General features: G+C 34.8%; 13 protein-coding genes. 4 read left to right on the forward strand and 9 right to left on the reverse strand.

Going from position 1 to position 23,488, the window contains the following annotated elements; all coding sequences use genetic code 11:
• Positions 1-247: 247 nt before the first annotated feature.
• The 5 genes from HNS38_RS02250 to HNS38_RS02270 all read right to left on the reverse strand — a co-directional run bounded on the left by HNS38_RS02250 (position 248) and on the right by HNS38_RS02270 (position 5,706).
• Positions 248-895, reverse strand: a complete 648-nt coding sequence (locus tag HNS38_RS02250; protein ID WP_172345910.1) for a response regulator transcription factor — start codon at positions 893-895, stop codon at positions 248-250.
• Positions 896-1,102: 207 nt separating this feature from the next.
• Entirely contained in the window at positions 1,103-1,735 is a 633-nt protein-coding gene (locus tag HNS38_RS02255) for a response regulator transcription factor (protein ID WP_172345911.1), read from the reverse strand.
• A gap of 5 nt (positions 1,736-1,740) precedes the next feature.
• Positions 1,741-3,774, reverse strand: a complete 2,034-nt coding sequence (locus HNS38_RS02260) for a tetratricopeptide repeat-containing sensor histidine kinase (RefSeq protein ID WP_172345912.1) — start codon at positions 3,772-3,774, stop codon at positions 1,741-1,743.
• Positions 3,775-3,845: 71 nt separating this feature from the next.
• Complete coding sequence (locus HNS38_RS02265; protein WP_172345913.1) at positions 3,846-4,493, reverse strand: response regulator transcription factor; 648 nt, start codon at positions 4,491-4,493, stop codon at positions 3,846-3,848.
• A 199-nt stretch (positions 4,494-4,692) separates the two neighbouring features.
• Positions 4,693-5,706 (reverse strand): dihydroorotate dehydrogenase-like protein, encoded by a 1,014-nt coding sequence (locus HNS38_RS02270; protein ID WP_172345914.1) that lies wholly within the window; start codon positions 5,704-5,706, stop codon positions 4,693-4,695.
• Between the two features lie 274 nt (positions 5,707-5,980).
• Between HNS38_RS02270 and nifJ the strand changes: the two genes are divergently transcribed.
• Both nifJ and HNS38_RS02280 read left to right on the forward strand, forming a co-directional pair.
• Positions 5,981-9,526, forward strand: coding sequence for a pyruvate:ferredoxin (flavodoxin) oxidoreductase (gene nifJ, locus HNS38_RS02275; protein ID WP_172345915.1), 3,546 nt, complete (start codon positions 5,981-5,983; stop codon positions 9,524-9,526).
• A gap of 147 nt (positions 9,527-9,673) precedes the next feature.
• The gene (locus HNS38_RS02280) at positions 9,674-10,855 is read left to right on the forward strand and encodes a M20/M25/M40 family metallo-hydrolase (protein WP_172345916.1); all 1,182 of its coding nucleotides are present in this window, start codon (positions 9,674-9,676) and stop codon (positions 10,853-10,855) included.
• Here the strand turns inward: HNS38_RS02280 and HNS38_RS02285 are convergent.
• The 4 genes from HNS38_RS02285 to HNS38_RS02300 form a co-directional block, all read right to left on the reverse strand.
• Positions 10,852-11,916, reverse strand: a complete 1,065-nt coding sequence (locus tag HNS38_RS02285) for an anhydro-N-acetylmuramic acid kinase (RefSeq protein ID WP_172345917.1) — start codon at positions 11,914-11,916, stop codon at positions 10,852-10,854. The genes HNS38_RS02280 and HNS38_RS02285 overlap by 4 nt on opposite strands.
• A complete protein-coding gene (gene murF, locus HNS38_RS02290) occupies positions 11,916-13,199 on the reverse strand; it encodes a UDP-N-acetylmuramoyl-tripeptide--D-alanyl-D-alanine ligase (RefSeq protein WP_172345918.1) in 1,284 nt (427 codons plus the stop codon). Before murF ends, HNS38_RS02285 begins: the two co-directional genes overlap by 1 nt.
• 76 nt (positions 13,200-13,275) lie before the next feature.
• On the reverse strand, positions 13,276-14,772 hold the full coding sequence (gene gldJ / locus HNS38_RS02295; protein WP_172281263.1) for a gliding motility lipoprotein GldJ: 1,497 nt from the start codon (positions 14,770-14,772) through the stop codon (positions 13,276-13,278).
• A 29-nt stretch (positions 14,773-14,801) separates the two neighbouring features.
• Positions 14,802-15,812, reverse strand: coding sequence for a type IX secretion system membrane protein PorP/SprF (locus HNS38_RS02300; protein ID WP_172281265.1), 1,011 nt, complete (start codon positions 15,810-15,812; stop codon positions 14,802-14,804).
• A gap of 430 nt (positions 15,813-16,242) precedes the next feature.
• On the opposite strand from HNS38_RS02300, the gene porU (HNS38_RS02305) reads away from it, so the two are divergent.
• A complete protein-coding gene (gene porU, locus HNS38_RS02305) occupies positions 16,243-20,058 on the forward strand; it encodes a type IX secretion system sortase PorU (protein ID WP_172345919.1) in 3,816 nt (1,271 codons plus the stop codon).
• A 6-nt stretch (positions 20,059-20,064) separates the two neighbouring features.
• A complete protein-coding gene (gene porU / locus HNS38_RS02310; protein ID WP_172345920.1) occupies positions 20,065-23,478 on the forward strand; it encodes a type IX secretion system sortase PorU in 3,414 nt (1,137 codons plus the stop codon).
• Positions 23,479-23,488: the final 10 nt, after the last annotated feature.

Genomic DNA, 23,488 nt, shown 5'->3' on the forward strand with positions numbered 1-23,488 from the left:
TTTTATATACAATAGACTCTTTGGTCTTTTTCAGTGTTCGTCAAAAATATTTTATTGTTTTATCATTTCCCTCCCCCTTTTCCGTGATTTTAATCACTCACGGTAAACCATGAGTTTTGTGGGAAGATCAGGAATGAAGAAAAAATGAATCTAGATGGAGAAATGGTAATATTGGTAGATTTTTATGGTGGAGAATATTTAGAAAACCTAGTCCCCTTGCTCTTTGCTCTTTGCCCTTTGCTTTTTTTTACTCAATCAACTGCCGCTCCATGGCTTTCTTTATAAGCCCAGCCACATTTTTCACTCCAAACTTGAGGAAGAGGTTTTTTCGGTGGCTTTCGATGGTGTTTGGACTTAAAAATAATTTTTCTGCTATTTCCACTGAAGTTAACTCATCAGATATCAACTGTAAGACCTGCTTTTCCCTTTTGGTTAAATCTAATTCATCAAATCTTGAGAAATAGTCGGCTGGCTTTTTCATTATCTCTATCACAGCTTCATAGATATCTGAGGAATAAAAAGGGTGATCTGTTATGGCCCTGTCAACAGCTTTTGCAATATCAATTTTCAAACTTTGCTTGGAGATGATGCCATTAATACCATGATGCAATAATTTCTGTATCACCCATAGCTGTATGTGCATAGTACAAGCTATCACTTTGATATTTACAAAATCTTTACGAATAAGCTTAAGGAGTTCCACGCCATCCATTACCGGCATATCCACATCGGTAAATACGATATCTGGTTTGTTTTCTTGAATCAAATCAAGAGCCTCTTCTCCAGATTTTACCATTCCAACAATCTCGGTATTTTCTATTTTTTCGATATATTTTGATAGACCATGAAGGGTTATATCATGATCATCTACAATGAGGATTTTGGTTAATTTCATAAGCATTCTTTTCTGTCATATAGATGCTTTATTTATCACCGAGCTCATTATAAGCTCAAAGATTATATTCTCGCCCACTCTCTATGACTTTCCATTAGTGGTTTTCCGTGAGTTAGATTCTATCATTTGCGAATTTAGATATCCCCACAACACCAAAAAACACATAAATGTGTAGGTAAAAGAAGTCTTTGATAAGGAAATAGCAGGCTAAAGATACTCACCCACTTTTTCTAATAGCTCAGAAGCTTTATGCACTTCAAATTTTGCGTATAAATTCTTCGCATGAAAATCTACTGTATTCTTTGAAACACCTAACTTATTGGCTATTTCTTTAAATGTATAATGCTGCCGAAGTAATTTTATCACATCTCTTTCTCGCTTTGAAATATGGATTTCATTTTTTGCTTTTGATATTTTTAATGCTTGAAGTACTCCTGAACTATAAAAGGGAGTCTGGTTTAGGAGTAATTGTTCGACTGCAGATTTAATAGCATTATTCCCATCAAACTTAGACACAATAGCCTCTACATTTAGTTCTTGGAGCAAACTGACATACTGAATCTTATCGGCATAACTGGTATAAGAAATTATTTTAGTTTCGGGATATTTTTGCTTGATAATGGCAACCAAATTAATCCCATCAGAGTTCACTTCACTTTTAAAAGAAATATCGACAATGGCTATATCGAAAGACTTTTTTTTAAACAAAAGCAAAGCATCATGTATTGCAGTTATACCAGTAAACTCAAACTCCTTGAAGGTCTCTTTCAACTCATATTTCAAGCCTGAGACTATAGTATCATGATCATCAACTATTATAACAGATAGATTTTTCTTCATACAAATCAGCTTAACACCGGTATTTTTAATGTGATAAATGTTCCTTGTCCAATACTACTGTCAATATTAAACTCTCCTCTGAGTTCTTTGATTCTTTTGTCGATATTTTTAAGACCATATCCATAAGAGGTTTCTTCAGTATCAAATCCTTTTCCATCATCTTCAAAAGACATCACTAGATTGTTTTTGTCTTTTATGATTTGCAAACTAATATTAGATGCGCCTGAGTGTTTTTTAACATTGGCCAATAACTCTTGCGCCAACTTATAAATCTGAAGCTTATTCTCATAAGAAATATTCTTCCAAATGATGGTTTGATCAAAATAACTATCAATCTTGAAACTACTGGTGCTTTCGTAGAAACTATTGAGTTCATTTAATTCCTGTGAGATGTCAAAATTTTTATTTTTATAATAAGGTGAACTAAGTTGTCTCATTAAAAACCGCAGTTCCTTTTGTGAACGGTCTATTATTTCTATATCCTTGTCTAGGTCTTTCACCTTCTCATTTCTAAACACCAGGCTATTCTTTATGGCATGCAAATAACCACTCATACCATCGTGTAAGTTTTTAGATATAATATCATTTTGCTCATCAATTTCTTTTAGCATTAGCTTGTTAATCTTGTGTTTCTCAAAATTTCTATAAACGATAAAAGAACCAATAATTAGAAGCAGAGCCAATCCAGAAAGTGATAAGATATACATATTCTGTTTTCTTATCGAAGTATTTTCCTGCTTTTGTAGTTCATTATCGAATTGTAGCTTTTGGTTTTCTTTTTCTTTTTCTGCTGTTTGGTATTTGGCTTCTAAATTATTTATAATCTCATATTTACCCTCGTCAAATATACTATCCTTAATAGCTGAGTATCTTTCATGTGCCTCTAGCGCCTTGGAGCTATTATGACTATCTTTATAAATTGAATATAATAGTTTATAAACATCTTGCTTGAGCCTTAAATCATCCACCTCACTTAAACATGCCAAAGCCATATTTGTATGTATCAAAGCTTTATCAGAATATTTAGTTCTGTATTCAACAGACCCAATATTATAATATAAACTAGCAAGTTCTTTTTTACTATTTAAAGTTTCTTTAATAGAAAGGGCTTTGTTATAATAGACCATCGCATTATCATACTCCTTCATGTCAAAGTAAACGGAACCAATATTTTCAAAGCTTTTTGCCATCCCATTTTTATCTTTTCCTTCTTCTTGAATTTTAAGCGCTTTATGATGAATCAAAAGAGCAGAATCGAATAGTCCAATGTTTTTATAACAAGATCCCATATTATTAAGCAACATGGCTTCTTTAATTTTATTATTTAATTCTTGAAACAAAGGAAGGCCTTCCGTAAAATATTCTATGGCTTTTCCATACTCTTTCAAATGAAAATATATGGTTCCAATATTTAATTTACAACTTGCCATTCCATCGAGAAAATTGTCTTCTTTATAAAACTGATCAGCTTCAATATATTTTTTAATCGCATTAATATAATCTGATTCTTCCGACAGTATTATCCCAATATTTACATTACAGTTAGCCATTCCCAGAAAATTACTATCCTCTTTAAATAAACCAAATGCTTTATAATAGTTATTTATTGCTTTTTCAGGCTCATCAATCTTCGATTGAAATATTCCCTTATTCATCAAGCAAATAACCATCCCATCTTTGTATTTAATCTCTTCAAACACACCATATGCTTTATCAATAAACAATATTGCAGAATCGTTCTTTGACAAAAAGTGATAGTTCAATGCCAACAACCTATATCCAATACCTATTCCCTTTTTATCAGAAATGCCTTTTGCCAACTCGAGTCCCTCATTTGCATAAAACAGACCTGAATCAGGGTTTGAAAACATATAATACTCGGAAAGGTGATTATATGCATTAATCTTAAATGTATCCGCAACTGTAGTAGTCAATATATTTTTCAAACTATCTACCTTAGAAAAATGTGCTTTAACATTTACAACCATAAATAATATCATGATAAGTAATGATATTCTAGTGACTTTTCTCATTTGCATATAAGAGTTCTTATTATTTTTAAATTAGTATTCAATAAACTCGTAACTTTTAATTAACAGTGATAAAACTTCTACTCAATCAACTGCCGTTCCATAGCCTTCTTTATCAAGCCAGCTACATTCTTAACCCCGAACTTAAGAAACAGGTTCTTCCGGTGCGATTCTATAGTGTTTGGACTTAAGCTTAGTTTATCGGCAATTTCTGATGTGGTGAGCTCCTCTGAGATTAATTGTAGGACTTGCTTTTCTCTTTTGGTGAGGTCTAGTTCATCGAATTTGGAGAAATAATCATCTGGCCGCTTCATGATTTCCAAAACAGCTTCATAGATATCTGAGGAATAGAAAGCTTTGCCTGTCTCTACCCCCTCAATGGCTTTTTCGATATCTATCTTTAAACTTTGCTTGGAGATGATGCCATTAATCCCATTATGGAGTAGCTTCTGTATTACCCAAAGCTGCACATGCATGGTACATGCTATCACTTTTATCTCTACAAAATCTTTTCTTATGATTTTTAATAGTTCAACACCATCCATTTCAGGCATATCCACATCTGTAAATATGATATTTGGCTTATGCTTTTGAATCAGCTCCAGGGCTTCCTTTCCAGATTTTACCATTCCAATAATTTCGGTATTTTCTATTTTCTCGATATATTTTGATAGACCATGAAGCGTAATATCATGATCATCTACAATGAGGATTTTGGTTACTTTCATTTGTGTTAATCTATTTCTTTCGCGTGGGTAAAACCATATTGTTGAAAAAAGATACACTATTGGGTTTAGCAGTATAAATTTACGACTATTTTTTGCTTTTCCAACAAAGCCCTCTATTTAAAAACATTCTAAACACCAAATAAAAAAGGCAAAATTCTAATAGAATTTTGCCTTTTTTATTTAATTATACACTAAGTAATTACACCATCTTATTTGGTTTATAGAGTTCTACTTTTTTCATTAAAATATCCACATATTGTGCACGCGTGTAAGCGTAAGGATCTTTTAGGTTGTCTTTGGAGAGGTTACCTCTAAATTCATCTAAAGATTTATAATCTTTTCCATCCATCCAAGCTTCCATATCTTTTAACATGGTTGTAATATAATCTAAACCATTCTGATAAAGTGTACTAACCACTTGAACAGCTTCAGCTCCAGCTAAAATCATTTTTATGACATCTTTACCCTCGATAATTCCACTATTTCCAACTAGGGTAGCTTTCATTTTGCCATGTAACATTCCCATATATCTTAGTGACTGGCGATAATCTCCTTTACCACTCTTGTTAAAATTAAAAGTCAATTCCTCAGTATCAATATCTATATCTGGTTGGAATAATTTATTAAACAATACCAATGCATCAGCTCCTGCGCCTTCCATCATATGTGCAAAACGAAGGGTGTTGGTATAGTATGGACTCAGTTTTACTGCAACTGGAATTTTTAAAGCCTCTTTTACAGCAGAAGTAATATTCAATTGTTCTTCTAGAATCTCTTGACCTGATACACCAAACTCTCTTGGAGTAGCATAAAAGTTGAGTTCAATACCATCAACTCCTGTTTTCTCAATTTCCTTGGCATAATCTACCCATGTCTCTTTATAAACACAATTTAAACTTGCAATCAATGGAATATTCAAAGCTTCTTTGGCTTTCTTCAGTTTAAGAAGAAAATCTACAGGCCCAGCATCCTTCATATCAGGATATATATTAATCATTTCAGCATTTCGATTATTATACTCCGCCATAGCTTCTTCTTCAAAAAAGTTCTCTAGCTGTATTTGTTCTTCAAACAATGATTTATAAACAATTGCTCCTGCTCCTGCTGCTTCTAGTTTCTTTAAATGATTTAAATCGGTAACCAAATTACTAGCTCCAACTACTATGGGGTTCTTTAATTCTATGCCCATATAATTTGTTTTCAACTTACTCATATCTTTATATATTTAGTTTTTTTATTGGATTGTAAATATACAAATTATTAAGCTCCTTTTCAAAATTAAGGATGTTTTAACTATTGCCATATCAGCACTCTATATTATCGCAATCGTTTGAAATCATTATACAATCTATATCCTTTCTAAATTGCTGAAAATTAGCAATTCTTACGCGTTCTACGCAAAATTCACACTTAATTTTATTAAATTTGCATCCGCTAAAGCGGAGCACTGCTTTGGCATAAAATTGATATTTTAAATACTATATAAGATGGAAAATAAGAAAAAATTTATCACTTGTGATGGTAACTATGCAGCTGCACATATCGCCTATATGTTTAGCGAAGTTGCTGCTATCTATCCTATCACACCATCATCTAACATGGCAGAATATGTAGATGAGTGGGCAGCAGGTGGCAGAAAAAACATTTTTGGAGAGACCGTGACCGTATCTGAGATGCAGTCAGAAGGTGGTGCTTCTGGAGCCGTTCATGGTTCTTTACAAGCTGGTGCTCTTACATCAACATATACAGCTTCTCAGGGTCTACTCCTGATGATTCCTAATATGTATAAAATTGCTGGCGAATTATTACCAGGAGTATTCCATGTAAGTGCACGTAGCCTTGCTGCTCAAGCACTTTCTATTTTCGGCGACCACTCTGATGTGATGTCTGCCCGTCAAACTGGATTTGCATTCTTAGCAACTGGTGGCGTACAAGAAGTAATGGACTTAGCGGGTATTGCTCACCTTGCTTCTCTTAAAACTCGTGTACCTTTTGTACATTTCTTTGATGGATTCCGTACTTCGCACGAAATTCAAAAAGTTGAAATACTAAATAACGAAGATTTAGCTCCTCTTGTTGATCAAGAAGCCTTAGCTGCTTTTAGAGCCAATGCTTTAAATCCAGAAAACCCTGTAACACGCGGAACAGCACAAAATCCAGATATTTATTTCCAATCTCGTGAGGCTGCTAATAAATTCTACGATGCTATTCCTGACGTAGTTGAAGAATACATGCAAGAAATCACTAAATTAACTGGAAGAGAATACCATCCTTTCACTTATTATGGTGCTGAAGATGCTACAGACATTACTATTGCAATGGGTTCTGTAACTGAAACCATTAAAGAAGTTATTGACCATAAAGTGGCCAATGGTGAAAAAGTAGGCCTTATTTCTGTTCACCTATATCGCCCATTCTCTGAGAAATATTTCAGAAGAGTACTTCCTAAAACAGTGAAAAGAATTTCTGTTTTAGACAGAACAAAAGAACCAGGTGCTAATGGTGAGCCATTATACCTTGATGTAAGAGATATTTTCTACAGTGAAGAAAATGCTCCTATTGTAGTTGGTGGTCGTTATGGTTTAAGTTCTAAAGATACTACTCCAGCTCAAATAGTTGCAGTATATGAGAATTTACAATTGCCTGAACCTAAAAACAGATTCACTTTAGGTATTAATGATGATGTTACTTTCCTCTCTCTTCCTGTTGGTGAAGCTATTTCTCTAGCTCCAAAAGGAACATTTGAAGGATTATTCTACGGACTTGGCGCTGATGGAACAGTAGGTGCAAACAAAAACTCTATTAAGATTATTGGTGACAATACTGACAAATATGCTCAGGCTTATTTCGCTTATGACTCAAAAAAATCTGGTGGTTTTACTGCTTCTCACCTTCGCTTTGGCGACCAACCTATCCGCTCTACTTATTTAGTAACTACTCCTGATTTTGTTGCATGTCATGTGCCTGCATATTTGAAAAAATATGATATGCTAGCTGGCATCAAAGAAAATGGTACATTCCTATTAAATAGTATTTGGGACGTGGAAGAAACAATGAATCATCTTCCTCCACATTTCAAAAAGACTTTGGCTGAGAAAAACATTAGCATGTACATCATCAATGCTACTGAAATAGCTAAAGAAATTGGTCTAGGAAATAGAACCAATACTATTATGCAATCTGCTTTCTTTAAAGTTGCTGAGGTAGTTCCTTACGAATTGGCGGTGGAACAAATGAAGAAAATGATTGTAAAATCCTATGGAAACAAAGGTGAGAAAATCGTAAACATGAACTTTGCTGCTGTTGACAATGGTGGTGATGTTACCAAGGTGGAAATTCCTGCTGAGTGGGCAAATTTAGACATACAAGCAGAACAAGCTATCATTGACGAGAGCATTCCTGCTTTCATTAGAGACTTAGTAGAGCCTGTTAACAACCTTAAAGGTGATCAACTTCCTGTTTCTGTATTTACAGGTCGCGAAGACGGTACTTTCCCTGCTGGAACTGCTGCTTATGAAAAGCGTGGTATCGCCATTGAAATTCCTGAATGGGTTTCTGAAAACTGTATACAATGTAACCAATGTGCTTACGTTTGTCCTCACGCTGCTATCCGTCCATTCTTATTAGACGATACTGAAGCTGGAAATGTTGGCGAAGGCGTTGATTTATTAGCTGCTAAGGGAAAAGAAATAGCCGGATTACAATTTAGAATTCAAGTTTCTGCTTTAGACTGCACAGGTTGTAATAACTGTGTTGCTGTTTGTCCTTCCAAAGAAAAATCACTAGTAATGAAGCCATTAGAAACCCAAATGGTTCAGGCTGAAAACTGGGATTATATGGTTAAGAACGTTACATACAAGACCGATCGTTTCGACAAAACTAAAAATGTTAAGAATTCTCAGTTCGCTCAACCATTATTCGAGTTTTCTGGAGCTTGCGCTGGTTGTGGTGAAACTCCATATATCAAAACTATCACTCAATTATATGGTGATCGCATGACTATTGCTAATGCTACTGGTTGTTCTAGTATCTATGGTGGTTCTGCTCCTGCTACTCCTTATTGTAAAAATTCTGATGGAGAAGGTCCAGCATGGGCTAACTCTTTATTCGAAGACAATGCAGAGTATGGCTTCGGAATGTCTTTAGGTATCAATAAATTACGCGATAGAGTTGAAAAGAAAATCAATGAAGCTTTAGAGGGTGATGTTAGTGATGTTAGAAAAGCTGCTTTCACACAATGGTTAGAAACTAAAAATGACGGTGAAAAGTCTAAAATTGCTTCTGACGAATTAAAGAAAGTTCTTGCTGGTGCAGATGATGATCAAGCTAAAGAATTAATGGCTATCAGCCAGTATTTCTCTAAGAAATCTAACTGGATCTTCGGTGGTGACGGTTGGGCTTATGATATTGGATATGGCGGATTAGACCATGTATTGGCTTCTGGTGAAGATGTGAATGTTTTGGTAATGGATACCGAAGTTTACTCAAACACTGGTGGACAATCTTCAAAAGCAACTCCTACTGCTGCTGTAGCTAAATTTGCTGCTTCTGGTAAGAAGATTCGTAAGAAAGATTTAGGTATGATGGCTATGACTTATGGTTACGTTTATGTTGCTCAAGTTTCAATGGGTGCTAACCAAAATCAATTCTTCAAAGCTTTAAAAGAAGCAGAATCTTATCCTGGTCCATCTCTAATCATCACATATTCTCCTTGTATAGCTCACGGAGTAAAAGGCGGATTAACAGATACACAAAGCGTAGAGAAAGCAGCTGTAGAAGCTGGTTACTGGAGCATGTATCGTTTCGATCCAAGATTAGAAGACCAAGGAAAAAATCCTTTCGTATTAGATTCTAAAGAACCAGATTGGAGTAAGTTCCAAGGGTTCTTGATGAACGAAGTACGTTATACTTCACTGAAGAAAGCCTTCCCTAAAGATGCTGATGCATTATTTGCAGCTTCTGAGGATATGGCAAAAAGACGTTTAAACTCTTATAAACGTATGGCTGCTATGGACTATTCAACAGAAGAATAAACCATCTTCTGATTATATAAAAGCCCCGAAGTCCTATTGAGCTTCGGGGTTTTGTTTTTTATCGGTTCCTCTAGATCAAACTCCATACCTAAACAAGAAAACAATATATTTGCCGAAATATTAAAACTAAAATTAAGGTACGTTATCATGAATATTTCAAATTGCATTAATAAAAGCATATTTTCCTTAGGTTTATTCAGCCTGCTACTAATATTCCAAAGCAAAGCCCAAGAATCAAATTCCTATTACGAAACCATAGTCGAAACCATGGATTTAGACATTTTGGAGGCCAACCTGCAACAACATGTTGATTTTGGCTCAAAAGAGCCAGGCACAGAAGCTTTAGTTAATTCTTTCAATTGGATAAAATCTAGTTATGAGGAATGGGGATATGAAGACATTAGCATTGATACCTTTAGCTATTCTGGGAATGAATGTTATAATTTAATCATCACTAAAACCGGAACTCATTATCCCAATAAATATGTGATTATTGATGGGCATTATGATACCAGAAATGGCCCTGGGGCCAATGATAATGGAACAGGAACTGCTATTGTAATGGAAATAGCGAGGATGCTAAAAGATATTGATACCCAATATTCTGTTCGCTTCATTCATTTTAGTGCTGAAGAAGTAGGACTTGTCGGGAGTAATCATTATGTAAACCATGTGGTTGTTCCTGAATCACACAACATAAAATTAGTGTTTAATATTGATGCCGTTGGTGGCGTAAATGGAATGACCAATGACATTATTGTATGTGAGAGAGACGAGAGCGCTCCTAATAGTAATAATGCGGCTTCTGCAGCTATTACTGACACGCTCTCTAATTTGATGGAATTATATTCAAGTTTAAATACTGAAATCAGCTATGCCTATGCAACCGATTATGTTCCTTTTATGGAGGAAGGATATGTAATTACAGGACTTTATGAATACAATGAAACTCCCTATGCCCATACTCCAAATGACAATATTGAGCATATGGATATGGAATACTTTAAAGAAGTAGCTAAAGGATCGCTTGGAGCTAGCTTATATTTTACTGGTGCTTATGAGTCGACAGGAGTTGAGGATATTGAAGAAAAAGAATTATTAAGCATTTATCCAAATCCAGTTACTCATGTTTTAAATGTTAAGATTACAAATACTGATCATGCTCAGCAATTAAAAATCATAAATCAACAAGGACAAACCATTATGATAGAAGAAATCAAAATGAATACCAAAATTGATTTCAGCCAGCTCCCTAATGGCTTATATTTCTTAGTGATGGAAACTGAAAATGGAGAAAAATTAGTAAGAAAAATCAACAAAATAGGCTAAACACCTTTATAGAGCGCCCCACTAATACTGTCTCGTTTTGCCCCAGTTACTTTATTTAAGATATTGGGTTGTTCTCGAATTCTTAAAACACCCAAGAAAGCAAATATCAAAGCTTCTTTCATTTCGACGAGTATAGGGTCTGGAATCACAATCTCTAAAGATATTTTCGCCCTAATTCTTTCTATTAAGAAAGAATTATAGGCCCCACCTCCAGTAATTAAAACTTTTCCTGAATTTATTTTTGAGGAGGCCAAAGAATAAGCTATTTGGTCTGCGGTATGCTCCACTAGTGTTCTCAATAAGTCTTCATCAGAAATATTAGTTGACAAGCAAGGCCAGAAGCACTCGTCCACCCATTCTCTGCCTAATGACTTTGGCCCGTTATGCTGATAGTAATCGAGCTGATTGAGTTTATGGAGGAGTTCACGAACCAACTGACCATTTCTTGCTATTTTACCATCTTCATCGTATTCTAAGCCCTGTTTACGGGTAATCTCATTCATCACAATATTCACTGGACAAATATCGAATGCATTAATATCATCAACACCACCAAAAGAAATATTTGAAAACCCTCCAAGATTTAATCGAGCTAAGTATTTAGAGAACAATAAAGCATCACCAATGGGAACCAAAGGTGCTCCCTGCCCTCCTCTAGCTACATCCATGCTTCTAAAATCATTAGCTACCAATAGACCAGTTCGACTAGCTATAGCTGAGCCATCACCAATCTGGCTAGTAAAACCTAACTCTGGTTGATGAAAAACAGTATGCCCATGAACACCAATGACATCTACCTCAAGCCGATGACTTTTAATAAAAGCATCTACTTTCTTCCCCATATAGTGACCAAAGTCCACATGAGTTCTTGCAAATTCAAATGCAGAGGCTTGGGCTAAATTGGATAGTTTATTTTGCCATTTTTTTGAATAGGGTATTTCGATATAATCACCGAACTGATAAAACCAGTTATTTCCATCAAAGAAAAATTCAGCAAAGACAATGTCCAAACCATCCAAAGAGGTTCCTGACATGACTCCAATGGCATTATACCTCTCCATTATAATAAAACTTCTTTTAAAACCTCTAATTTAATACCTCTGGAACCTTTTAATAGGATTTTATAACTTTTCACCCCCTGGATCATCAGATATTGTTTTGCTTCCTCACTAGTTTTGAAAAAATTAAATTCAGGATAATCTGCTTCGAATTGGAGAAAAGCATCACCCACAAGCAATGCTATATCAAATGAATACTCTATTAAATCATTTAAAACCTTTAAATGTTCCACTTCTTCAAATTCACCAAGTTCAAGCATATCGCCAAGAACCACCATCTTATTTGGGAAGTCCACATTTTTAAAAAACTGTAAGGCACCTTTCATACTATCTGGATTGGCATTATAAGCATCCATAATCAATTCATTATTTTCCCCCTTCTCTATTTGAGATCTATTATTCGATGGCATATAGGATTCCAATGCATGGACAATTTTTTCTTGAGGAATTTTGAAATATTCACCAATTGCTATGGCAGCTGCTGCATTATATAAATTATAATTACCAAATAAATGTGTTTCAATTTTAAACTCGTTCCACTCAAATACTAAAGAGACGTTTGAAGCACTTAATTCGACTTGAGTTTGAGAACTGGAACCTATACCATATGTATTTCTTCTTAAAGCGGTTGAAGAATCCATCAAAACCTCATCATCTGCATTAACAAAAACACAGCCCTTTACTTTTTCTACAGCACGGTACAAAGCCAATTTTGTGGTTTTAATATTCTGATAAGAACCGAAACCTTCTAAATGTGCATGACCAATATTAGTGATGACGCCTAAGTTTGGCTTGCAAATATCGCACAACTCAGCAATCTCACCCAAATGATTGGCCCCCATTTCTATGATGGCCATATCATGCTTGGCATTTACCTTCAACAAGCTTAAAGGAACACCTATATGATTATTCAAATTGCCTTTAGTATAAGAAATATTGAAATGTGAGGATAAAACAGCAGCCAGTAACTCCTTTGTGGTGGTTTTCCCATTGGTTCCGGTGATTCCAATAACCGGAATATCTAGTTTATCACGATGAAAAGAAGCCAATTCTTGCATTGTTTTAAGACTATCTTCTACCAATATCATTCTACTTTGGTTAGTAAAATACTTCTCATCATCTAAAACCACTATTCGAGCACCTTTTTCAAGCGCTTGAAGAGCAAATTTATTGCCATTGAAACTCTCACCACTTAAGCAGAAAAACAACTCTCCTCGTTGTAAACTTCTGGTATCGGTAGAAACACCGGAGGATTCTATAAATTGTTCATATAATGTTTCTATCATCATCATGAAATAAAAAAAGTCATTTTGAAACCAGTCGAAACTTTCTCAAAATGACCTTTATAATAAATATTATCTTTTATTTGCGACCTGACATAGGGCTACCTACTCGGTTCATCGCGCATCTAAATCCAATAAAGTTAGTCGCTTCTGTTTGCTCTAAGAACCTACGAGATGAAGGACTTAAATAGTAAGCAGGATCTTTCCAACTACCACCTTTATATACACGAACGTCATCATTAATCATGGTTGAATTTCCATAATCATACATTAAACCTGTTGCCGTTTTTGTTTGCAATGAATCTGGCATATTCAACCAAGTTTCGTCACTTCTCACAGAAGAGGTAAAGTCTCCATCTAAATAATTTATATTATCAGATTTTCTATAATTTTTTCTTCCTTCAGCCTCTTCAATAGTGATATCTCTGTATTTTATTCGACCTAGGCTATCTTTTTGAGCAATAAAACCATCTTGGTCAGTCACCTTAGTTTGGAATACATTACCACGATAACCAGCTAAATCATCAATATCATCTAAACTTTGAGGACGATATACATCAAGCACCCATTCACTTACATTACCACCCATATTATAAAGACCATAATCATTAGGGAAATAGGTTCCAACTTCTGTAGGGATATCTGCACCATCATTTAAAGCACCTGCAACTCCCATATAATCACCACGACCTCTTTTGAAATTGGCTACAAATCCACCATAATATTTCTTATCAGAAGTACGTGTATAATTACCATTCCAAGGATAAGTTTTTCTTTGGCTGATTCTTTCATACAAAGTGTTCTCAATTAATCCTAAAGCCGCATATTCCCATTCAGCTTCTGTAGGAAGTCTATAATCTGGGTACAAAACACCGTCTTCCATTTTTACTATTCTAGTACCATCTCCATTAGGGTTTAAATTTTCTGGTGGCTCATTTACTAAACCTTCGTATTGTCCAGACAAATATGCTTCAGTATTAAAATTATTTTCATCCTGTTGATCAATATCCATATCTAGAACCTTATTACTGATCAACCTAAGTTCATTTACTCTATCCGTACGCCATTTTGCATAATCATTAGCTTGTAACCAATTTACTCCAACTACAGGATAGTTTTTATAAGCGGGGTGACGCAAATAATTATCCACTAACGGCTCATTATAACCAAGTCTAGATCTCCAGACTAAAGTATCGGGCAAAGCTTTACGTCTAACTTCAGGATAGTTAACACCATACACTCTCTTCAACCAATATAGATACTCCAAATAATCGACATTGGAAACCTCTACCTGATCCATGTAAAAGGAGCGAATAGTTAATCGACGAGGATAGTTATTAGTATTAAAAACTACCTGGTCTTGTGTTGTTCCCATTACAAAAGTACCACCTTCAATTAACACTAATCCTGGGCCAGGTTCTTGCTCAACAAAATCGCTAACCTCAAAACCGCCATTTTCAGCATCATTATAATTCCAGCCAGTAGTCTGAGAACCTTCAGATCCTCCACAAGAACTAAAGGCGATGATGATCATCGCCGCTGAAACTAAGCCTATTGTTTTTCTAAGACTATACATTATATAAATTCATTTTTGTTATTTCATCATTAAAAGCTAGGCGAAGGTATCGCATCCAGTCTTGTTCTTCTGGAACGATACTGCGACCCAGTATCAAAGGTATAACCCAGAGAAATCTCATGAGCTCCACCTGTAGCATTTTGCAATTTAGATATGGTTATATCGTAACTATATCCAAATTTAAGATTTTTATATTGGAATCCCAATAAAGCAATAATGGCATCTGCATTAGTCACATCATGACGATACCACATACCAAGAACGAAAGGATTCTTATTTAAGTATACTCCAAAATTAATTTGCTGGAAATTTTGCTGCTGTTGATAGATAATATTTGGAGAAACTGTGATACGATCATAACTTGCTCCACGGTACCTTTTATTACGTAAATCGATAACAGCACCTGCATGAACAGTAACTTTCATATGAAGCTTACTCAATTTATCATCGTAGAAACCATTTGCTGGTTGAGTTATGTGATCAACAGCTACACCTCCAAAGAAAATATCTTTAAAAGTATAAACCGCACCCGCACTAAAATCGACGATACTTTTACTTGTTGAAGATGGCTGTGTTTCTTCAGTTTCAAAAACCAAACCTCTTATGGGATCATACTGGTCTCCAAAAGTAAGAGAATTCCAGTCTAAGCGGCCTTGAAAAAAGCTAGCTTTAACACCAAAATTCACAAACATTTCTCGGTTTATTTTCAGCCTATAACTATATAAGGCGCTCACTCCTCCGCTTACCAAAACCCCTTGTCCAGCTCTATCTGTCATGAAAGAAATACCAATTCCACTATTGATGGATGGCATATATTGATCATAGGAAGCTCCATAGGTAACAAAGTTAGCATCAAGAGAAGGCCATTGATTTCTATAATTCATGGTTAATCGAGGTGTCAATGCAGATCCAGCAAGCGCCGGATTGAGGTATAATGGGTTTGCATAAAACTGCGAAAAATGAGGGTCTTGCGCCTGTGAAACCCCAGTAAGGGCAACCATTAGCAAGGTGAATAAGATTTTCGTTAGTCTGTTGTTCATGTGGTCTATCAAATTAGAACAGGTTCTGTCGTTAAAGAAAACAATATTACAAATTATTTTTTGATTGATAAAGGTTTTTAGATATTTCTATAAATAGCCTTATAAATCCTTTACTAATCATTATACTAAGTTGCCATTTTTTTGTTTCATTTGCACTTTGAAACATTTTAGTTTTTTTTTTAAAAGAACCAAGTTTAGTTAATAATTGCTAAATTTTTGCAAAACAAATTTAAGCAAAAACAAAACAATACTCAAGTAAAATTATTTTGTTAATTTATTACTAACTGACAACAAAAAAAGGATTAGAGTTGTCTATATCATAAATCTCTTTTTTTGAGTATGTATAATAAAAAACTATAAAAGGCGTTTTCAAAAATAAGGAACAGTATATTGAGTTCCATTTTAACTTAAAAAACAAAAAATTAATTTTATGATAATGAAAAATAGCTTTATCATTTTTTTATCACTTATTTTCTCTCAAATTTTGTTGGCGCAATCTATAACAAAACACATTGAGATTGAATGGGAACAAGCTTCAATTGAGAATGCCATCTTCCACCCTACATTATTTTTCAATGGTGCTAAGGATATGAGCAATACTGGCCTAATTCCATATTACAGCATTGACATTTCTTTGGAATCAAATGAAACAGTTAATCAAGTATTCCTAACAAATATTATTGAAAATTCTCAAACTGTAGAATCCTCTACGTTCCAGAATCTAACTACAGAATTAACAAAAGACTATCTAGTAAAATTTAGAATTATTGACAAAGGGACTAATAAAGTTGCTCGAATATCTTTTCCATGTCTTTCTAAGAATTCACTTCCAAATGTGGTGAATAGATTATCATCTTTCGATTTGAAATATGAGAAAGAAACCATTGAAAACCCAACCACCAAATCAGTTGATAATACATTCGCTACTGAATCAGCAATGAAGGACGGGAAATGGTTTCAGTTTAAATTAAGCCAAAATGGAATATACAAAATCTCTTATGAACAAACCACCAGTTCTGGAATTGATTTTTCTGGTTTCACCTCCTCCAATATTAAGGTATATGGTTTTGGTGCCATGTTAGACGAGTCTAATGCCACTTATAAACACCCAGATATTCCAGAAGTTGCTATAAAAATGATTGATGGAGGCGATGGGAGTTTTGATGCCGGTGATTATTTATTATTTTATGGAGAAGGTCCAGATAACTGGACCTATGATGCATCAAATGAATCATTTCACCATAGATTGAATATTTACGCTCGAGAATCATTTTATTACTTGGTATTAAGCGAAGGAAATGGAATTAGAGTAACAACCCAGTCCAACTCATCTAGTGCTAATGCAAGTGTCTCTACCTATACCGATTATGATTTTATAGAAGATGAAACCTATAATCTAATCAACTCTGGTAGAAGATGGTTTGGTGACAAATACGAATTTGTGAAAGACTACACCTATAATTTCCAGTTTGACAATATTGTTTCCGGCTCTTCAGTTTATATTAATTCTGTATTTGCTGCTCGCTCTACTACTCCCAGTCGTTTCACGGTAAAAACTTTAGGAGAAACTAAATCTACAAGCATCTCTGCCATTCCTTCTGGCAGTTATCCTAGCTATGCGGTTGGAGGTGATATCGAGTGGAGTTTTTCACCCTCTACTACTCCATCCGCTATATCCATTGATGTTAATTATAATCAACCCTTGTCAGGAAGTGTAGGTTGGCTAGACTATATTGAAATAAATGTGGAAAGAAAACTAATCTATAATGGGAATCAGCTTTTATTCCGCAATAAATATTGTATAAAAGAAGGTCAAATTACAGAGTTTAAAATGCAAACTGAAAAAGCTAATCATATGGAAATATGGGACATTTCAAATCCTGTATCTCCTAAAAATATCAACTTTACTTCCACCTCTACAACCTTAAGTTATAAGGTTCCAACTGATGGTTTAGTGGAGTTTATTGCTTACGAACCAGGCACTGCTCTTCAAGCTACATTCAACAAAGAAATTCCGAATCAAAATCTACATGCAGAGATTAATCACGATTATATCATCATCACACATCCTCTATTTATTGAACAAGCCAATGAGTTGGCCGATTTCCATAGGGAGAATAGCGGATTAGATGTTTATGTAACCACACTCGAACCCATTTATCATGAATTTAGTAGTGGAAGACAAGACATTAGTGGCATAAGAGATTTTGTAAGAAGCGCCTATGAAAATTCTTTGATTGATCATCAACTGAAATATTTATTACTTTTTGGCGATGCCAGTATGGACTATCTTCTAAGAGAAGAAAACAATAACAATATGGTTCCAACCTGGGAGTCCTACGAAAGTTTCAATCCAATTTATTCTATTGCAACAGATGACTTTTTTGGTTTTATGGATGAATGGGAAGGTGGTGATATTATTAATGGTGAAATTGATCTTGGAATAGGTAGGTTTCCAGTAGTTAGCATTGCCGAAGCCCAAGACATGGTTGATAAAGTAAAACACTATAGAAGCTATAGTGATGAAGTCATGTCAGATTGGAGAAATACAATTTGTTTTATTGCTGACGACGAAGATGGAAATTTACACATTCGAGATGCTGATAGATTAAGTAAGTTGGTTGATACGATATACCCTACTGCTAATCTTGACAAAATTTATGCTGATGCATATATACAAGAATCTACACCAGCTGGACAAAGATATTCCAAGGTAAATGAAGCCATTAATGAACGAGTGGATAAAGGTGCCTTAATTATAAGCTATACAGGCCATGGAGGAGAAGTGGGATGGGGTCAAGAGAGATTCCTAGACATGCCAGATATAGAATCGTGGACTAACCAAAATAGACTACCAGTCTTTTTAACTGCGACTTGTGAGTTCTCACGTTATGACGACCCTGCTAGGGTTAGCGCTGGTGAAAGAATATTCCTTAATAATAAAGGGGGAGGAATCTCATTGTTTACTACCTCGCGGGCTACTTTTGCTGGTTCAAATTTTATTGTCAGTACGAATTTTTATAAAGCAGCACTCCAAAAACAACATGGTGAATATTTAAGAATGGGTGACATCCTAAAATCAACAAAATTGGCTAGTGGCAGTGGAGTTAACGTAAGCAAATTTGTTTTACTAGGCGATCCTGCTTTAAAAATCTCCATCCCCGAAAACTATTTACAAGTAAACTCCATCATTAATAACAACACAGGTTCTGAAACAGATACTATTAAAGCTTTATCAAATATTACAATCAAAGGCGAAGTACTTGATGCCAATGACAATCTCTTATCAAATTATAATGGTGATATTTATCCAACTATTTATGACAAGCCTACCCCTGTTAGCTCATTAGCAAACGACCCTGGAAGTTCTGTTTTCGAATTCGAACTGCAAAAAAACATATTGTACAAAGGAAAAGCTGATGTGGTTAATGGCAAGTTTGAATTCACATTTATTGTTCCTAAAGACATCGCCTATAAATATGGTGAAGGAAAAATTAGTCTTTATGCTGAAAATAACGAAACAGATGCCAGTGGCTTCGACAAAGAAATCATTATAGGTGGTTTTGAAGAAAACTCAACTGAGGATGATGATGGACCAGAAATCCAACTATTCATTAATAATATTAATTTTGTGAATGGCGGAATCACTAACGAAAATCCGATATTATTAGCATTTGTAAATGACGACAATGGTATAAACACCACCGGAAACGGAATTGGGCATGATATTACTGCAACATTAAACAATGATGGCACTAATGTGAAAATCCTCAACGATTATTATTTAGCAGATGCCAATAGTTACAAAAGCGGAGCCATTTCATTTCCATTTTTTAATATTCCAGAGGGCAATCATACCATTGAACTAAAAGTATGGGATATTTATAATAATTCTTCCAAAGCTAGTATCGACTTCGTGGTAGCTTCTTCTGGCAGTATGGCCTTAGAACAGCTTTTTAATTATCCGAATCCTGTTTATGACTACACTACCTTCTCCTTTGAGCACAATCAAGCTAACGGAGACATGAATGTACTAATTGACATTTATAGTATAGATGGTAAACTTGTCACTCGTTTGGAAGAAAATTTCTTTACTGATAGTTATAGAAATAATGAAATAAAATGGGATGTAACCGATGAAATGGGAAACAAAATCTCCAAAGGGATTTATGTTTACAAAGTCTTGGTTCGATCTGAAAATGGACAAGAAGCAACAAAATCAAATAGGTTAGTCGTTATAAAATAATAGAAAATGAAACAAATTTATACGTTCTCATCAATAAAAATATTCATACTGGTTTTGTTTACAGGCTGGTATATCAACTCTTCTGCTCAATCAGTCTTAGCAGAAGGCCAATGGTATAAAGTAGGCATTGAAAAGGATGGAGTTTACAAGCTAAGTTATCAAGACTTCATAGATATGGGATTTGATGTCACTTCAATAAACCCTGATTATATTCAAATCTACAGTAGCCTAGAGGGAGTTTTACCTGAGCCCAACGAAATAGAAGTTTCCAATTCATTAACAGAAAATGCCATTTGGGTAGAGGATGGTAAAGACGGAAGTTTTGACGAAGGTGATTATGTCGGATTTTATGCTAAAACTGCGGATACTTGGGAATATGATAAAAGCATCCTAATGTTTGCTTATACCCATCACCCATATGCCGATCTCAACTATTATTATATCACAGTCAGTAGCAGTGAAGGATTAAGAATTCAAACTGAAATAAGCAGCTCTGCAGAACCTATTAAAACAGTTACTGACTTTCTAGATTATCAAGTTCATGATGAAAATTTATTCAATTTTGTGAAATCTGGTAGAGTATGGTACGGTGAATCTTTTGATAAAAACGAAACTTTAAATCTTGTCTTTGACTTTCCTAACTTCAATAATGAAAAGTCGGTGAAAGCAAAAATTTATGCTGCAAACCGTTCTTCAGCTAGTGCCAAATTATTTATCGACCCTCTAGGTGCTGAAACGGTAGAATTCAACCTTCCAGAACCTATAGGAAGCCATACCATGGCCGCTATCGATGATAAAAAATTCACTTATCAAACTGATGAAAATAAGGTCGCATTTAATATTACTTATTCTAAACCAAATGCTAACGCCGATGCTTGGCTAGATTATATTGAAGTTTCAGCCTACAGAAACCTAGTGATGCACAACCACCAGATTGCCTTTAGTTATTTTGGTTTTCAAAGCATAAGCAAAGTTTATGAGTTTAAAATTGCTAATGCCAATTCCAATACCAAAGTTTGGGATATTAGTGATGCCTATGCTCCAAAAGAATTTACATATACTCATATGACTGATGACAGTCTGATATTTAAGCACGATCTTGTTGGGAACAAATATTATACAGCATTCGATTTTGAAGGTTTATTGACACCTCAATTTATTGGTGAAGTTAGCAACCAAAATCTAAAGGGAATCTCTCCATTTGACATGGTTATCGTAACAGTTGATGAGTTTCTGGAACAAGCACAGAGACTGGCAGATTTCCACATGGAAAAAGACGACCTAAATACTATTGTATTAACAACAGAACAAATTTATAATGAGTTTTCTTCTGGAAAACAAGATCCAACAGCCATCAGAAACTTTTTAAGGTATCATTATAACAACAATAGCAATCCTGAGGACAAACCTCAATATCTATTGCTTTTTGGTGATGCCTCCTACGATTATAGAAATGTGTTGCCCGAAAACACAAATATCGTTCCAGTATACCAGTCACATGGAAGTATTTCATTAACTAATACCTTTAATACCGATGATTATTTTGGTATCATGGGAGAACCAGACGGTGATTCTGCTTTAGGAGAAATACAAATTTCAATTGGAAGGTTTCCTGTAAACAACCTAGAGGATGCCACAGTAATGGTAGACAAAACCATTCATTATGCAACAAACATGAAACCTCAGATGGGTGATTGGAGAAATAAGGTTTGCTTTATTGCCGATGACAAAGACAGTAATTTGCACTTCAATGATAGTAATAGGCTTGCAGATACCTTTCTAATTGCTCATCCAGAATTTAATGTTGACAAACTATTTCTCGACAGTTATGTTCGCCAAAGAACAACAAATGGATATAGGTACCCAGATGTAACTGATGCCATTAATAGAAATGTAGAAGAAGGAGTACTATTCTTTAACTACACTGGCCATGGAGGTCATATCGCATTAACAGATGAAAGAATCCTTCAAATTCCAGACATTATCAGCTGGAAAAATTATGATAAATTAGGCGTTTGGATAGTAGCCAGCTGTGAATTTGGTCCTTTTGACGATCCAAGTCATGTATCAGCTGGAGAGCACGTGGTTTTAAATCGATTTGGGGGCGGAGTAGCACTATTTACCACCACTCGTTTGGCTTATGCTTCCTATAATTTCAGATTAAACGAAAAATTTCATGAAATCGCATTCTCCAGAAAAGAGGATGGTTCTCATTATAGAATGGGTGAAATCATCAAATATGCTAAAAATGAGAGTGGGAATAAAGAAAGAAATCTAAATTTCGTATTACTGGGTGACCCTGCATTAAAAATGGCTTACCCTGAGTATAATGTAGAAACAACCCACATCAACGGACAAGATGTGAACGAAGGTTCACTAGACACCTTAAAAGCTCGCCAAACTGTTCATGTAAATGGAAAGGTAACTAATTCTAGCCACCAAACAGCCACTGATTTCAATGGCCTTGTGGATGTTAAAGTATACGGGAAAGCTTCTAGCTATTCTACATTAGCAAATGATTCGGAAAGCTATAAAGCCACTTTTAAGGTTATCGATCATTTGATTTACAAAGGACAGGCACGTGCAAAAGATGGTGAATTCGAATTCTCATTCGTGGTTCCTACTAATATACCCTCCTCTTTTGGCAATGGTAAAATTAGTTATTATGCTACAGATGAATTGGACGAAGAGCATTATTATGATGCAAATGGCGGTTTTATAGACTTCATTGTTGGTGGAGTTGACCATACTATTGAAAATGATTTACAAGGACCGGAGATTAATGTTCATTTAGATACCTATCAATTTAAAAGTGGAGATCCAACCACCACTGAACCTTTGATGATGGTTGACTTATATGATGAAAATGGGATCAACAATATAGAATTAGGCTTTGGAAAAGAGATAAAAGCCAGTATCGACAATCAAGAAAATCTATATTTAAATGATTATTATCAAGCTATTGACAACTCCTATAAGGAGGGTAGAATAGAATATAATTTAAACGATTTGGATTATGGAACACACGAACTCACTGTGAAAGCATGGGACATGTATGATAATGCTTCTAGCAAATCCATTTCATTTATTGTTATTGCTTCACGGTCTATTGCAATTTCAGATGTTAGCAACTATCCAAACCCATTCATTGATTATACAGAGTTTGTTTTTAATCATAATCAACCTGATGAAACTGAATTATTAGTTAAAATTTTCTTATATGATATTAGTGGAAAACGAATTTGGACCTATCAACAAGAGGTGACCGTACTCGGTAACAGCATTGAACCTATTGCCATTACTACTGGTGATCAGGCTGTTTCAAGTCTTAAAACGGGATTATATACCTATATCCTTGAGGCAACCAATAGCAAAGGTGAAAAAGTACATCAAAAACAAAAATTGGTAGTAGTAAAATAAACATCTAATA

This window comes from Lentimicrobium sp. L6, assembly GCF_013166655.1.
GTDB lineage: Bacteria > Bacteroidota > Bacteroidia > Bacteroidales > UBA12170 > UBA12170.

What these genes read in the sequence shown, in the direction of transcription:
- HNS38_RS02285 (WP_172345917.1), bottom strand. Translation starts at nt 11,916, where the DNA reads ATGGAGAGGTATAATGCCATTGGAGTCATGTCAGGAACCTCTTTGGAT.
- HNS38_RS02260 (WP_172345912.1), bottom strand. Translation starts at nt 3,774, where the DNA reads ATGCAAATGAGAAAAGTCACTAGAATATCATTACTTATCATGATATTA.
- HNS38_RS02300 (WP_172281265.1), bottom strand. Translation starts at nt 15,812, where the DNA reads ATGAACAACAGACTAACGAAAATCTTATTCACCTTGCTAATGGTTGCC.
- HNS38_RS02250 (WP_172345910.1), bottom strand. Translation starts at nt 895, where the DNA reads ATGAAATTAACCAAAATCCTCATTGTAGATGATCATGATATAACCCTT.
- murF (WP_172345918.1), bottom strand. Translation starts at nt 13,199, where the DNA reads ATGATAGAAACATTATATGAACAATTTATAGAATCCTCCGGTGTTTCT.
- gldJ (WP_172281263.1), bottom strand. Translation starts at nt 14,772, where the DNA reads ATGTATAGTCTTAGAAAAACAATAGGCTTAGTTTCAGCGGCGATGATC.
- HNS38_RS02270 (WP_172345914.1), bottom strand. Translation starts at nt 5,706, where the DNA reads ATGAGTAAGTTGAAAACAAATTATATGGGCATAGAATTAAAGAACCCC.
- HNS38_RS02265 (WP_172345913.1), bottom strand. Translation starts at nt 4,493, where the DNA reads ATGAAAGTAACCAAAATCCTCATTGTAGATGATCATGATATTACGCTT.
- porU (WP_172345920.1), top strand. Translation starts at nt 20,065, where the DNA reads ATGAAACAAATTTATACGTTCTCATCAATAAAAATATTCATACTGGTT.
- HNS38_RS02280 (WP_172345916.1), top strand. Translation starts at nt 9,674, where the DNA reads ATGAATATTTCAAATTGCATTAATAAAAGCATATTTTCCTTAGGTTTA.
- HNS38_RS02255 (WP_172345911.1), bottom strand. Translation starts at nt 1,735, where the DNA reads ATGAAGAAAAATCTATCTGTTATAATAGTTGATGATCATGATACTATA.
- porU (WP_172345919.1), top strand. Translation starts at nt 16,243, where the DNA reads ATGATAATGAAAAATAGCTTTATCATTTTTTTATCACTTATTTTCTCT.
- nifJ (WP_172345915.1), top strand. Translation starts at nt 5,981, where the DNA reads ATGGAAAATAAGAAAAAATTTATCACTTGTGATGGTAACTATGCAGCT.